The organism is Blastococcus saxobsidens (genome assembly GCF_010682065.1).
GTDB classification, from domain to species: domain Bacteria; phylum Actinomycetota; class Actinomycetes; order Mycobacteriales; family Geodermatophilaceae; genus Blastococcus; species Blastococcus saxobsidens_B.
The window spans coordinates 165,074-178,951 of record NZ_JAAGWG010000008.1 but is presented as its reverse complement, the minus strand read 5'-3'; the positions used below and the strand labels follow the sequence as shown (position 1 = coordinate 178,951).

General features: G+C 73.5%; 16 protein-coding genes. All 16 read left to right on the top strand.

Annotated features, from left to right (window positions below; translation table 11 throughout):
* The first annotated feature begins 4 nt into the window (after positions 1-4).
* The gene (gene fliG, locus GCU60_RS07190) at positions 5-1,054 is read left to right on the top strand and encodes a flagellar motor switch protein FliG (protein ID WP_163203623.1); all 1,050 of its coding nucleotides are present in this window, start codon (positions 5-7) and stop codon (positions 1,052-1,054) included.
* 223 nt (positions 1,055-1,277) lie between these two features.
* Positions 1,278-2,117, top strand: a complete 840-nt coding sequence (locus GCU60_RS07185) for a FliH/SctL family protein (RefSeq protein WP_163203621.1) — start codon at positions 1,278-1,280, stop codon at positions 2,115-2,117.
* Positions 2,114-3,424, top strand: a complete 1,311-nt coding sequence (locus tag GCU60_RS07180; protein WP_345770452.1) for a FliI/YscN family ATPase — start codon at positions 2,114-2,116, stop codon at positions 3,422-3,424. The genes GCU60_RS07185 and GCU60_RS07180 overlap by 4 nt, the downstream gene beginning before the upstream one ends.
* Positions 3,421-3,876, top strand: coding sequence for a flagellar FliJ family protein (locus GCU60_RS07175; RefSeq protein WP_163203619.1), 456 nt, complete (start codon positions 3,421-3,423; stop codon positions 3,874-3,876). The genes GCU60_RS07180 and GCU60_RS07175 overlap by 4 nt, the downstream gene beginning before the upstream one ends.
* Positions 3,864-4,811 carry a transglycosylase SLT domain-containing protein gene (locus tag GCU60_RS07170; RefSeq protein WP_163203617.1) on the top strand — a complete coding sequence of 316 codons (948 nt, stop codon included), beginning with the start codon at positions 3,864-3,866 and terminating at the stop codon, positions 4,809-4,811. The genes GCU60_RS07175 and GCU60_RS07170 overlap by 13 nt, the downstream gene beginning before the upstream one ends.
* Positions 4,808-6,244, top strand: a complete 1,437-nt coding sequence (locus tag GCU60_RS07165) for a flagellar hook-length control protein FliK (protein WP_163203615.1) — start codon at positions 4,808-4,810, stop codon at positions 6,242-6,244. Before GCU60_RS07170 ends, GCU60_RS07165 begins: the two co-directional genes overlap by 4 nt.
* An 18-nt stretch (positions 6,245-6,262) precedes the next feature.
* Positions 6,263-6,700, top strand: coding sequence for a flagellar hook assembly protein FlgD (locus tag GCU60_RS07160; RefSeq protein ID WP_204261580.1), 438 nt, complete (start codon positions 6,263-6,265; stop codon positions 6,698-6,700).
* A 57-nt stretch (positions 6,701-6,757) separates the two neighbouring features.
* Positions 6,758-7,978 carry a flagellar hook protein FlgE gene (locus GCU60_RS07155; protein ID WP_239520563.1) on the top strand — a complete coding sequence of 407 codons (1,221 nt, stop codon included), beginning with the start codon at positions 6,758-6,760 and terminating at the stop codon, positions 7,976-7,978.
* A 218-nt stretch (positions 7,979-8,196) separates the two neighbouring features.
* A complete protein-coding gene (locus tag GCU60_RS07150) occupies positions 8,197-8,478 on the top strand; it encodes a flagellar FlbD family protein (protein WP_163203611.1) in 282 nt (93 codons plus the stop codon).
* A 3-nt stretch (positions 8,479-8,481) separates the two neighbouring features.
* On the top strand, positions 8,482-9,252 hold the full coding sequence (locus GCU60_RS07145) for a MotA/TolQ/ExbB proton channel family protein (protein ID WP_163203609.1): 771 nt from the start codon (positions 8,482-8,484) through the stop codon (positions 9,250-9,252).
* 4 nt (positions 9,253-9,256) lie between these two features.
* Complete coding sequence (locus tag GCU60_RS07140; RefSeq protein ID WP_163203607.1) at positions 9,257-10,159, top strand: flagellar motor protein MotB; 903 nt, start codon at positions 9,257-9,259, stop codon at positions 10,157-10,159.
* On the top strand, positions 10,156-10,644 hold the full coding sequence (locus tag GCU60_RS07135) for a flagellar basal body-associated FliL family protein (RefSeq protein ID WP_163203605.1): 489 nt from the start codon (positions 10,156-10,158) through the stop codon (positions 10,642-10,644). Before GCU60_RS07140 ends, GCU60_RS07135 begins: the two co-directional genes overlap by 4 nt.
* A gap of 150 nt (positions 10,645-10,794) precedes the next feature.
* Entirely contained in the window at positions 10,795-11,847 is a 1,053-nt protein-coding gene (locus tag GCU60_RS07130; protein WP_163203603.1) for a FliM/FliN family flagellar motor switch protein, read from the top strand.
* On the top strand, positions 11,844-12,590 hold the full coding sequence (gene fliN / locus GCU60_RS07125) for a flagellar motor switch protein FliN (protein ID WP_163203601.1): 747 nt from the start codon (positions 11,844-11,846) through the stop codon (positions 12,588-12,590). Before GCU60_RS07130 ends, fliN begins: the two co-directional genes overlap by 4 nt.
* Positions 12,587-13,036 (top strand): FliO/MopB family protein, encoded by a 450-nt coding sequence (locus GCU60_RS07120; RefSeq protein ID WP_204261577.1) that lies wholly within the window; start codon positions 12,587-12,589, stop codon positions 13,034-13,036. Before fliN ends, GCU60_RS07120 begins: the two co-directional genes overlap by 4 nt.
* The gene (gene fliP / locus GCU60_RS07115) at positions 13,033-13,878 is read left to right on the top strand and encodes a flagellar type III secretion system pore protein FliP (protein ID WP_163203599.1); all 846 of its coding nucleotides are present in this window, start codon (positions 13,033-13,035) and stop codon (positions 13,876-13,878) included. Before GCU60_RS07120 ends, fliP begins: the two co-directional genes overlap by 4 nt.

Genomic DNA, 13,878 nt, shown 5'->3' with positions numbered 1-13,878 from the left:
CCGCATGACCCTGGCCAGCATCCCCACCGCCGCCGTCGCCGCCCCGCCCCGCCCAGACCTGCCCGGCCTGCGCAAGGCCGCCGTCTTCCTCGCCCAGATGAGCAAGGAGGAGGCCGGCGTCCTGCTGGCCCAGCTGCGCCCGCGCGAGGTCGAGGCGCTGACCCGGGAGCTGATGAAGCTCGGCTCCGTCGAGCTCGACGACGTCGACCAGGTCATGCGCGAGTTCCACGGCCTGATGACCGCCCAGCAGTTCGTGGGCCGCGGCGGTGTCGAGTTCGCCCGCGAGATCCTCGCCGCCGGCCTCGGCCAGGACAAGGCCGAGGGCATCCTGTCCCGGCTCAACGTCGTCTACACCGAGGTGCCGTTCGCCTCGCTCCGCAACGCCGACGTCCGGCAGCTCGTCACGTTCCTCAAGGACGAGCACCCGCAGGTCATCGCGCTGGTGCTCGCCCACCTCACGGCGGCGCAGTCGGCCGAGGTGCTGTCCGGCTTCGTGCCGGAGCAGCAGGCCGAGGTCGCCCACCGCATCGCCACCATGGACCGGACGTCCCCGGAGATGGTGCGGCTGGTCGAGGAGGAGCTCGGCCGCCGGATGGGCTCGATCCTGGCGCACCAGGACATGACCACCGTGGGCGGTGTCGAGACCCTCGTCGAGATCATCAACCGCTCGCCGCGGCCCACCGAGCGCTCCATCCTGGAATGGCTGGACAACAGCGACCCGGAGCTGGCCGAGGCCGTCCGCGCGCAGATGTTCGTCTTCGAGGACATCGTCACGATCGACGACCGGTCCCTGCAGCTGGTGCTGCGCGAGGTCGAGGCCAACGACCTGGCCACCGCCCTCAAGGGCGTCCGGCCCGACGTCCGCGACAAGGTCCAGCGGAACCTCTCCGAGCGTGCCGCCGAGAACCTCGCCGAGGAGATCGAGATGCTCGGCCCGGTGCGCACCCGCACGGTCGAGGAGGCGCAGGCCAAGGTCGTGGGTGTCATCCGCACCCTCGAGGAGCAGGGTGTCCTGACCATCTCGCGCGGTGGCGACGATGAGTTCGTCGCGTGACGACAGCGCCGGGAGCATCGCAGTGAGCGCCAGCGAGCGAGGAGCGGACCGGCGCGCGGAGTCGCGCCAGAGGACGGCGCCTGACGCCGCCGGCCGCGGGAGCATCGCGGTGCGGGACGCGCGGGGAGCGGACCGGGGTACCGAACCGGGCCACCGGCCGCCCCGGGAGGGCGCGGTCCTGCGCGGTGGCTCCGCCGCGCAGGCCCGGCCCTACCGGGAGGTCATGGCCGAGCGTGCGCTCGCGTCGGCCGTGCCGGCGCAGGCCTCCCCGCCCTCGGTGGAGGAGCTGCCGGTCGCGGCCACCGCGGCCTTCGCGGCCGCCCTGGCGGCGGCCCCGACCGCGCCGGCCGCACCGGCTCCGGCGTCCCCCGCCCCCGTGGGCATCGGCCCCATCGCCACCGGCCCGGTGCAGGTCTCCCCCGTCGAGCGCCGCACCACCACCCGCCGCGCCGAGGACCAGCCGGTCGCCGGTGGGCGGCCCTCGTTCCGGCTCGGCGACGTGTACGCCGAGGAACTCGAGCGGCTGAGGGCCCGCGCGCACGCCGAGGGGTTCGCCGCCGGCCACGCCGAGGGCCTGATCGCCGCCGACGCCGTCGTGGCCGAGGCCGAGCGCGCCGCCGAGCGGCGGCTGGCCGAGGTGCAGGCGCGCTGGGAGCGCCGCCTGGTGTCGGCCACGGCCGCCCTCGGTGCGGCCGCGCGCCAACTGGAGGAGACCGCAGCTCCGGTCGCCGACGACATCCGCGACTCGATCATCGGCACGGTGCAGACCCTTCTCGAGGACCTGCTCGGCCGGGAGCTGCAGCTGGCCCAGGACCCGGCCATGGACGCGGTCCGCCGGGCGCTCACCTTCTGCCCGGTCGACGCCCCCGCCGTCGTGCGGCTGCACCCCGACGACCTGGCCGAGGTGCCCGCCGAGGCGCTCGCCGAGATCCCCGGCTCCGTCCGGGTCGTGGCCGACCCGTCCGTCGAGCGGGCCGGCGCGATCGCCGAGTCGGGCCCCCGCCGGATCGACGCCCAGCTCGGCTCGGCACTGGCGCGCGTGCAGGCGGTGCTCGGCTCGTGACGGTGCCCCCCACGATGCTCGAGCGCGCCCGCCTGGCGGCCCGCCCGCAGGTGACCGGCTCGGTCACCGGCGCCATGGGGCTGACCCTCACCGTGGACGGCGTCAGCGCGGCCGTGGGCGACCTCGTCGAGGTCAACCCCACCGACGCGCCCCTGCTCGCCGAGGTGGTCGCCGTCGGCCGCGACCGGCTCACCTGCATGCCGCTCGGTGGCCTGTCCGGCGTGCACGCCGGTGCTCCGGTGCGCGCCACCGGACGCCCCCTGCAGGTGCCGGTCGGCGAGGCGCTGCTGGGCCGCGTGCTCGACGGGCTCGGCCGTCCCGTCGACGGCGGCCCGCCGCTGGGCAGCCGCGTCTCCTGGGTCGACCTGGCCACCGAGACCCCCCACGCCCTCTCCCGCACCCGCGTGGAGGAGCCCCTCACCTTCGGGGTCCGCGCCCTGGACACCCTGGTGCCGTGCGGCAAGGGCCAGCGCCTCGGCATCTTCGCCGGCTCCGGCGTCGGCAAGTCCAGCCTCATGGCCCAGATCACCCGGGGCACCGACGCCGACGTCCGCGTCATCGGGCTGATCGGCGAGCGAGGCCGGGAGGTCCGCGAGTTCATCGAGGAGAACCTCGGCGAGGAGGGGATGGCCCGCACCGTCGTCGTCGTCGCCACCTCCGACGAGCCGCCGCTGGTGCGCCTCAAGGCCGCGTTCGTCGCCACCCGCATCGCCGAGGCGTTCCGCGACGAGGGCCGCGACGTGCTGCTCCTCATGGACTCGATCACGCGCACCGCCATGGCCCAGCGCGAGGTCGGCCTGTCCGCGGGCGAGCCGCCGGCCACCCGGGGCTACCCGCCGAGCGTCTTCGCGATGATGCCCCAGCTGCTGGAGAAGGCCGGCACCGGCGCCGTCGGCTCCATCACCGGGCTCTACACCGTGCTCGTCGAGGGCGACGACCACAACGAGCCGATCGCCGACACCGCCCGCTCGATCCTCGACGGGCACATCGTGCTCACCCGCAAGCTCGCCACGGTCGGCCACTTCCCCGCCATCGACGTGCTGGAGTCCATCTCGCGCGTCGCCGGCGCTGTCGTGCCACCGGCCCAGATGACCGACGCCCGCGAGATCCGCCGGCTCATGGGCGCCCTGCGCGACGTCCGCGAGCTGATCGAGATCGGCGCCTACCAGGCCGGCAGCGACCCGCTGGTCGACCGCGCGCGGCAGCTGGCCCCCCAGATCGACGCGTTCCTGCAGCAGCCGCTCGGTGAGTCGACGTCGGCCGCCGAGGCCTGGGGCTGGCTCCAGCGGATCGTGCGGGCCGCGTGAAGCAGGGCAAGTTCCGGCTGCAGCCGGTCCTCGAGCTGCGCCGCACCGAGGAGCGCGCCGCGGCCGCCGCGGCCGCCGCCGCCATGAACGCCGCAGCCGAGGCCGACCGCCGCGCCACCGAGTACGAGACGGCACTCAGCGCGTCGACCATGCCTCGAGCGCTCCCGGCCGGGACGTTCGTCGCGGCCATGGTGCTGCTGCGCACCGCCGCGACCGACGCGTCCGAGGCCCGGTCGTGGGCCGTCGCCCAGGCCGAGCAGGCGGAGGCGGTCCGCGCGGAGTGGACCGCGGCCGCCCAGCGGACCAAGGCGCTCGAGCGGCTCGCCGAGCGGCACCGGGAGGCCCAGCAGCACGCGATGGACATGGCGGAGGAACGGGCTGCCGATGACCTGGTCACCGGACGCGCAGGGCGCGCGTCCTCGACCGGGGAGGAGCAGGCATGGACGGACTGAGCGCGGTCCAGGCCCGCATCGGCGAGATCCAGGCCCGTTTCACCGCGCAGGCCACCACCGCGACGTCGGCAGCCTGGTCCTCGGCCGCCGGCGCCGCGGGGCTGACCGGCACGTCGTCGGCGGGCTACGCGACGAGCACCGGAGGCACCGCCTCGGAGAGCGCCGTGGTCAGCGAGGCGCAGAAGTACATCGGCGTGCCCTACGTCTGGGGCGGCACCGATCCCAGCAAGGGGCTGGACTGCTCCGGCTTCACCAAGCTCGTGTACGGCAACCTCGGTGTCGAGCTGCCGCGCACCTCCTCGCAGCAGGCCACCGCCGGCAGGGCCGTCGCGTCCCTGGACGCCGCCCGCCCCGGCGACCTGGTGTTCTTCGACCACTCCAGCGACCGCCCCGGCATCGACCACGTCGGCATCTACATCGGCAACGGCCAGATGGTCGCCGCCCCGCAGCCGGGCGAGTCGGTGAAGGTGCAGGCGGTCGGCAACCCCTCGGTGATCCGCCGGGTCCTGCCCGACGCCGCTCCCGTCGCCGCCGCGGCCAGCGGTGGCGCGCTGGCCGGCGTCCCCTACGCCGACCTGTTCACGCGGGCGGCGACCAAGCACGGGGTCGATCCCTCGCTGCTGGCCGCCGTCGCCAAGCAGGAGTCGAACTTCGACACCTCCGCCGTCTCGCCCGCCGGGGCGCAGGGGCTCATGCAGTTCATGCCGGCCACCGCGAAGGGCCTCGGCGTCAACCCCATGGACCCGGGTTCGGCCATCGACGGCGCCGCGAAGTACCTCAGCTCACTGACCAAGCAGTTCGGCTCCACCGACCTGGCGCTGGCGGCCTACAACGCCGGTCCCGGCACGGTGGCGCGCCACGGGGGCATCCCGCCCTTCCCCGAGACCCAGAACTACGTCCGCTCCGTGATGAGCAAGGCAGAGGCCTACCGATGACAGCTCCCGTGACCGTCGCCGCCCCCGCGGCCCGCGCCACCCCCGCCGCCACGTCCGGCGCCACGTCCACCGACAGCGCCGCACCGTTCGCCTCCGCGCTGGACGGCGCGCTGGCCGGCGGCCGCGGCCCCGTCCGTGACGCCACCTGCGGCGGTGGCGGTCAGCAGTCCCCCGGGGAGCAGGCCGGTGGGACCGAGGGCCAGCTGCCCGAGGAGGTGGCTGCCGCACCGGCCGTCGACGCCACCGCGGCGAGCGTCGCTGCCACGCTGTGGGCGCTGGCGCTCGCCGGCGGTGCGACGGCCACCCAGGGCGCCGTCGCGGCCGACGCCGGGCCCGGCATCCCGGGCGCCGTCGCGCCGGGCCTCCCGGCCGTGGGCAGCGTCGCACCGGGTGCCGTCGCGGCCGGGACGGTCGCCGCCGGCGAGGCCGCGGCCCCCACCGCCGTGCCCGCCGCACCGGGCGCCGGCGCCGCACCCACCGACGTCCCGGCGGCTCTCGGTGGCGTCCCGGCTGCGGCCACCGCAGCCGGGCAGCCCGGTACCGCGGCCGCCCCCGCTCCGGGCGCCGTTCCCGCGGGCACGGCCCCCCTCGGCGCGGGTCCTGCCACCGCCGCGCCGCCGGCCGCTCAGTCGTCGCAGAGCGCTCCCGAGCTCACCGTGCTCACCGCCGCCGCCGTCCCCGCGACCTCCGGGGACGGTTCGCCCGCGACGACCGGGACGACCGTCACCCCCGAGACCACGACTGCTGCTGCCCTGGCCGGCGCCGTGCCCACGGCCGGCCAGGACACCGCGGCCGGGAACGGGCGGAGCGGCCAGGAGCCCGCCGTCATCGCCCCCCTCGCCCCTGTCGACGGGGCCCGCATCGCGGACACCGAGACCGCGATCGCACCCCTCGGCAGCCTCTCCGCGCCGGCCGCCGGCACGGTGACCCCGACCGCCGCGGTGGCCGGGACGGACGCGGCGACGGGGACCGGCGCCGGCCAGCCGGTCTCCGGCCAGGTGTCCCGCCAGGTGGCCCTGCTCAGCAGCGCCGGCAACGGCTCGCACACCATGACGCTGGTCCTGACCCCGGAGAACCTCGGCCCCGTCGAGGTCCAGCTGACGGTCAACCAGGGCAGCCTCGACCTGCACCTGCGCGGCGCCCACGACATGGGCCGCGCCGCCCTGCTGGAGGCCCTGCCCGAGCTGCGCCGCGACCTCGAGGCGGCCGGTCTGAGCCCGTCCCGCGTGGAGGTCGACGCCGACACCGGTGGCTCCTGGCTGGCCAAGCACGCCGCCGAGCAGCAGGCCCAGCAGCACTCCGGTGACCGCGCCGCCCAGCCGAACCAGGCCGGCGAACGGTCACGGTCGGGGGGTCGGGCTGCCGATAGCGGAGAAGGACCCACCCGGCCCACCAACCGATCCACGTCGTCCGGCGTGGACGTCCTCGTCTGAGAAGGAGGCCGACGACCGATGCCGGACGCAGTGAGCGGTACCGCCCCGACCGTCGCCACGAACACGGCCAAGACCAGCGTGGACCGTGGCGACCAGATGGGGAAGGACACCTTCCTCAAGCTGCTGGTCGCGCAGATGAAGTTCCAGGACCCCAGCAACCCGGCGGACACCAACCAGATGATGTCGCAGACGGCGACCTTCACCCAGGTGGAGAAGCTGTCGGAGATCGCGAAGCAGAACGCCTCGATGCTGGCGCTGCAGCGCTCCAGCGCCGCCGGCGCGATGGTCGGCCAGACCATCACCTACACCGACGACTCGGGCGCGGCGACGACCGGCGTCGTCTCCTCGGTGCGCCTCGGCTCCGACAAGGTCGAGGCGGTGGCCAACGTCGACGGCCGCCTGGTCCCCCTCGGCCGCATCACCCACGTCGGCAAGGCCCAGACCACCGCGGGCTGACCCCGCGCCCCCGATCAGCGACCCCACCCGGAAGGGAACCCCCCGATGCTCCGCTCGATGTTCTCCGCCATCTCCGGTCTGCGTGCCCACCAGACCAAGATGGACGTCACCAGCAACAACATCGCCAACGTCAACACCGTCGGCTTCAAGGGCAGCCAGACCGTCTTCCAGGACACCCTGTCGCAGGTGCTGCGCGCCGGCGGCCAGCCGGCCGCGGACCGCGGTGGCACGAACCCCGCGCAGATCGGCCTGGGCGTGAAGCTGGCCGCCATCACCACCAACTGGACCCAGGGTGCCGCCCAGTCCACCGGCCGCTCGACGGACTTCATGATCGAGGGCGACGGGTTCTTCATCGTCGAGGGACCGGGCGGTGAGCAGCTCTACACCCGCGCCGGATCCTTCGACTTCGACGCCAGGGGCAACCTGGTCACCCCCGACGGCTCGATCCTGCAGGGCTGGATGGCCCAGCCCGACGGCACGGTGAACTCCAACGGCCCGGTCGGCCCGCTGTCGGTGCCCTACGGCCAGATGGTGAACCCGACGTCGACCACCGCCGCCTCGATCAAGGGCAACCTGCCCTCCGACGTCGAGGTGGGGACCGACTACCAGCTCGGCGCCGACATGTACGACAGCCAGGGCGTGCTGCAGAAGGTCGCCTACAACTTCGAGAAGACCGGCGACAACACCTGGAACGTCAGCGTCGTGCACGCCGACGGCACCGTCCTGATGAACCCCACCGGCCTGGTCTTCGACGCGGCGGGCAACCTGACCACGCCCGCCGGCCCCGACTTCGAGCTGGCCCCGTTCACGCCGGTCGGCTACGACAGCTGGACCAACCCCGTGACCATGACCCTGGCCGGGCTGACCCAGTTCGGGGGCGCCAACACCCTCGCGGCCCCGAAGCCCGACGGCTACTCCCTGGGCTCGCTGCAGTCCTTCACCCTCGGCAACGACGGCACGATCATGGGCGTCTTCTCCAACGGCCTGCGCCAGCCGCTGGGCCAGCTCGCCCTCGCCTCGTTCAACAACCCCGGCGGCCTGGCGAAGGCCGGCAACTCCACCTTCCGCATCGGGGACAACTCCGGCGTGGCCATGGTCGGCCTGGCGGGCCAGGGCGGCCGGGGTGTGCTCAACGCCGGTGCGCTGGAGATGTCGAACGTCGACCTCAGCGAGGAGTTCACCGGGCTGATCGTGGCGCAGCGCGGTTTCCAGGCCAACAGCCGGGTCATCAGCGCCTCCGACGAGATCCTCCAGGACCTGGTCAACCTCAAGCGCTGATGAGGGACCTCCCTCCGGGGAGGCCGCCCCAGGACGTCACGCGACGGCCCGGTCCCCCGCCAGGGTGACCGGGCCGTCCGTTCCATGCCCCGCACACGCCCCCGGCCAGGGGCTTTCGGCTCAAGGAACCACCTCCAGAGGCCGAAGACCACAGTGCCGTTCCCTGCCCGTCCATGTCCGACCCCCGCCCACCCCACACCGAGCAAGAGGAACCACCCGTGATCCGTGTGACGCGCCTGAACGGCGACCAGTTCGCGCTCAACCCCGACCTCATCGAGAAGGTCGAGGGGCACCCCGACACGGTCGCCTTCCTGGTGGACGGCACGAAGTACCTGCTGCGCGAGAGCGTGGACGAGGTCCTGCAGGAGATCCGGGAGTACCGCGCCGGCATCCTCGCCATCTCCTACGAGATGGACCGCGGCACCTACCGCACGGTGGTGCCCGAGCAGCCGTCGAACGACTCCTCCGTGGTGCCCTTCCCGATCCGAGAGGAGCGCTGACCCGTGGATCCCGCCACCCTGATCGGGTTCGCCATCTCCATCGTCGCCCTGTTCGTCTTCATGATCCTCGAGGGCGTCTCGCCGACGGCGCTGATCTTCCTGCCGGCGATCGTCCTGGTCGTCATCGCGACCTTCGGTGCTGCGGCGGCCAGCCAGACGATGGACGACCTGAAGAAGGTCGGGGGCTGGTTCAAGATGGCCGTGATGCCGGCGAAGGTGCCGCCGCCGACCGAGCAGATCCAGACGCTGGTCAGCCTCGCCGAGAAGGCCCGCAAGGAGGGCCTGCTCGCGCTCGAGGCGCAGGTCAAGGCGATCGAGGACCCGTTCCTGCGGCGCGGCCTGCAGATGGGCATCGACGGCACCGACCCCGAGGAGCTGCGGGCGGTCCTGGAGAGCGAGATCGCGGCGAAGAAGACCGAGGACAAGGTCGCCGCCAAGTTCATGAACAACATGGGCGGCTACGCGCCGACCATCGGCATCCTGGGCTGCATCGTCGGCCTGATGAACGTGATGGGGAACCTGAACAACCCCGAGACGCTCGGCCCGATGGTCTCCGCGGCGTTCATCGCCACGCTGTGGGGCGTCATGGCGGCCAACTTCTGGTTCCTGCCGATGGGCGCCAAGATCCTCCGGGTCAGCGAGCTGCAGGCCGCCCAGATGGAGCTGCTGGTCGAGGGCATCACCGAGATCCAGGCGGGCACCAGCCCCCGCGCCGTCCGGCTCAAGCTGACCTCGCTCGTGCCGCCGGGTTCGGCCGCCAAGGAAGCGGCGTGAGGTCGTGAGCACCGGACACGGCCGCCGCCGCGGCAAGAAGCACGAGGAGCACGAGGAGCACGAGAACCACGAGCGGTGGCTGGTGTCGGCCTTCGACATGATGACCCTGCTGTTCGTGCTGTTCGTGGTGCTCTTCGCGATGAGCAAGGTGGACGAGCAGAAGTTCGCCGCCCTGGCCAAGGGCATGTCCGAGGCCTTCGGCGGACCGATCACCGTGCAGCCGGGGCCCACGCCCGAGGGCTCGGTCCTCGACGGGCTGCCCGGGGCGATCGACATCGCCTCCGCCATCCCGCTGGACCCCACCGTGCAGCAGGCCCAGATCGACCAGGCCGCGGCCGCGGCCGCGCTCGAACGGGCCGAGCGCATCGCTGCCGAGGCGAAGGCCGCCTACGACGAGCTCGCCGCCGCCCGGGACCGGATCGAGGCCGCGCTGGCCGCCGCCGGGTACGCCGGCGCGGCCCGGTACGAGATCGACGAGCGCGGGCTGGTGGTGCACATCGTCGCCGACCAGGTGCTGTTCGACGCCGAGGAGGCCGTGCTCCGACCCGAGGGGCGGGCCATCCTCAGCGCGGTCGCCCCCACCCTGGCCGGGCTGCCCAACCAGCTCGGCGTCGAGGGGCACGCCAACCACCTGCCGGTCACCCGCGGCGGCCCCTGGCCGTCGAACTGGGAGCTGTCGGCGACCCGCGCCACGACCGTGGTGCGGTACCTGGCCGGCGACGGCGTCCCCGAGGGACGTCTGACCGCCACCGGCTACTCCTCGACCCGGCCACTGGTGCCCGAGTCCGACCCCACCGCACTCTCCGTCAACCGACGGGTCGACGTCGTCGTCCTGTCCGATGCCTCGGCAGAGGCCAACGCCCTCCTGCCGGGCATCGACGCTGCCCCCAAGGGAGTTCTCGAATGAGCAAGAAGGACAAGACCGCACCCGCCGAGGGTGAGGAGACCGAGGCGAAGGGCGGCAAGAAGAAGCTCTTCCTCATGCTCGCCGTGGTCCTGCTCGCCGGTGCGGGCGCCGCGTACTTCTTCCTGTTCGCCAGCTCCGGCGAGGCCGAGGCCGAGGTCGAGCTGGTGTCCAGCGGCACGTACCTCCCCCTCGAGCCGGTGGCGGTCAACCTCGCCGGCGGGGGCTACCTGAAGATCGGGGTGGCCCTCGAGATCACCGAGGAAGGCGCTGCCGCCGGCGACGGGCACGGCGGCGGGGGCGTAGACGGCACCAAGGCCGCCGACCTGATCATCTCGACGTTCTCCCAGGCCCAGCCGGCCGACGTGACCGGCGCCCGGGACGCCCTCAAGGAGTCGCTGGAGGCCAAGATCATCGAGGCCTACACCGACCACGACGGCGTCAAGGCCGTCATGGGCATCTACTACACCGAGTACGTCACGCAGTAACCAGCGCCAACCACGCAGGGGTGTCCTCCGGTCACGGAGGGCACCCCTGCGGTGTCCCACGGGTCCCACCGGCCACCGCCACCACGGGCGTCACCGCACCGCTCCGCCGCCCGGTCAGGGTCCCCCCGGCACCCGCCGATGAGGGACTTCGTGACCACCCCCGAGACCGGACCGGCCCCGGCCGCCGCGCCGGCCCCGGACGCGGCCCCGGATGCCGCTCCGACCGAGGCCCCGGAGACCGCTCCCACCGCGGCCGCCGCGGCAGCGGCTCCCGCCTCCTCCCCCGCCAGCCGCGGGCGGCGCGGGGCCCCCCGGACCTACGACTTCCGGCGGCCGACCAAGCTCTCCCGCGAGCACGTGCGGGTCATGCAGATCGCGCAGGAGAACTTCGCCCGCCAGGCCACCACGATCCTGACCACGTTCCTGCGGGCCGGCGCCCGGCTCGAGCTCGTCGGCATCGAGCAGTTCTCCTACGACGACTACATCGGTCTGCTGCCCAACCCCTCCTTCATCTCCACCTTCACGATGGAGCCGCTGGCGGGCAAGGGGATGCTGGCGTTCCCGCTGGACATCGCCATGTCGATGGTCGACCACATGCTGGGCGGCTCCGGGAACGCGGCGCAGCCCAACCGGCCGATGACCGGCATGGAGACCAGCATCACCAACCACCTCCTGGAGCGGTTGTTCGAGGAGTTCGCCCGGTCGCTGCAGCCGATCACCGAGATCCAGCCGGTGCTCGTCGGGCGGGAGTACAACCCGCAGCTCGCGCAGGCCGCCGCCGGCTCGGACACCGTCATGGTGGCCACGTTCGAGATGGCCGTCGGGGCCCGCGAGGGCGAGGCGACCGTCGTGCTGCCGTTCTCCTCGTTCGCCCAGTCGCTCAACAACGCCGCGTCCCCGCAGCTGTCGGAGCAGGCCCTGCGCAAGCGGGCCCGCGCCCGCGAGGCCCTGGCCGCCCGGCTCAACCTGGTGCCGGTCGACGTCAGCGTCCGCTTCGCACCGCTGACCGTCTCCTCCTCCGACCTGCTCTCCCTCGCCGTGGACGACGTCCTGCTGCTGCGCCATCCGCGTGACAGCCCCCTGGAGGTCACCACCAACGACGTGACGTTCGCCTACGCGATCGCCAGCAACCACCGGCGCCGCCTGGCCGCCTCGATCGTCCCCACCCCGCACGCTCCGCACGCCGCGAAGGACTCCGCATGACCGCGCCCCGCACCGACTCGCAGGACTCCCAGACCGTGACGGCGGTCGTCGTCGCCGCAGCGCGGGCCGCCGCGTCGCTGGTCCCCTCGACCTCCGCGCTCGTGCCCGGCGCGCCGGTGAGCGACCCGGACACCGTCCCGCTCCCCCCGACCGCCGCCCTGGCGGTCACCGCCGGGCTGTCCGGCGAGGTGTCCGGCGACGTCGTGCTGGTGCTCTCCGGGGAGGTCGTCGACGCCCTGCAGAACTCCCCCGTGGGTCAGATGGACGTCTCCGCCGCGCTGCGCCCGGCGCTCGAGGCCGCCGCCGCCAGCCTGGGCCGCGTCCGCGTCGCCTCCGAGCGCACCGAGGAACCGGTCGCCGCCCTGGACGGGCTGCGCGACAAGGGCATGTTCGTCGCCGTCCCGCTCATGGCCGACGGCGAGCACCAGGCCACCTTCGCCCTGCAGGTCACCCTGCCCACCGCCGGTCGTGAGCAGCGCGGCAGCCTGGAGCTGCTCCGCCACGTGGCCATGGAGGTCACCGTGGAGATCGGCCGCACCCGGATGACGGTGCAGGAGCTGCTCTCCCTGCACCCCGGCGAGGTGGTCGAGCTCGACCGCGCCGCCAGCGCGCCGGCCGACCTGCTGGTGAACGGCACGCTGATCGCCCGCGGTGAGGTCGTCGTCGTCGACGAGGACTTCGGCCTGCGGATCAGCGAGATCGTGACCGACGCGGCCGCGGCGGAACTGGGTGCCAGCGCATGACCTGGATGATCATCCGCCTCTTCCTCTCCCTCGCCCTCATCGGCGGTGTGCTCTGGTTCGCCGCCCGGCTGGCCAAGAAGAAGGGCCTCGGGCAGGGCAACGGCCTCATCGAGGTCATCGCCCGGCAGCGCATGGGCCGGACCAGCTCGGTCAACGTCGTCCGCATCGCCGACCTGGTGCTGGTCATCGGTGCCACCGAGGAGCAGGTGACCCTCCTGGCCGAGGTCGACCCCGACGCTGTCGAGGACGCCCTGGCCGACCGGCGGCCCGCCCGGGCCCGCGTGGCCGAGGCCGAGGACGTCGAGGTGCCGGCCCCCCGCCCCGCGCCCTCGCTGGTCGCGGCGCGCGCCTCCTCCGACGGCGTGCTGGTCGGCTCGGTGCTGGACCGCAACGGCTGGGGCACCCTGGTCGACGAGCTCCGTGAGCGGACGGTGCGCCGGTCATGACCGCCCCGGTGCGCCCGCTGCCGCTTCTCGGCAGCCCGCGGACCTGGCGCAACGGCGCCGTGGTCCTCCTGCTGGTGCTCCTCGCCGGCGTCGCCGCGGTCCTGCTCGCCGACCCAGCGGCGGCCGCGCCGACCGCGCCCACCGCCCCCGTGGCGCCGACGGCCCCCGCGGTCGACGGCACCGTGGACATCTCCATCGGCGACGGCTCGCCGAGCAGCTCCATCACGCTGATCCTGGCGATCACGGTGCTGTCCGTCGCGCCGTCGGTGCTGCTCCTCGCCACCTCGTTCACCAAGATCATCGTGGTGCTGGGCCTGACCCGGAACGCGCTCGGCATGGCGACCTCGCCGCCGAACCAGGTGCTCACCGGCATCGCGCTGTTCCTGACCCTGTTCGTGATGGGGCCGGTCTTCTCCGACATCAACGAGGTCGCCGTCCAGCCCTACATGGAGGGCGCGATCACGGTCTCGCAGGCCTACGACAGCGGCGTCGTGCCGCTGCGCGAGTTCCTGCTGGACAACACCCGCGAGGACGAGCTCGCGCTGATGATCGACCTGTCCGGCGAGGAGAAGCCGGCCGACGCCACCGCGGTCAGCATGACCACGCTGATCCCGGCGTTCGTGCTCTCGGAGCTGAAGAGCGCCTTCATCATCGGGCTGGTCATCTTCATCCCGTTCCTGGTGCTCGACATGCTCGTCAGCGCCGCCCTCATGGCGCTCGGCATGATGATGGTCCCGCCGACCATCGTCTCCCTGCCCTTCAAGCTGCTGCTCTTCGTCGTCGTCGACGGCTGGGCGTTGATCACCACCGCGCTGGTGGGCTCGTACGGGGGGACCGGGTAG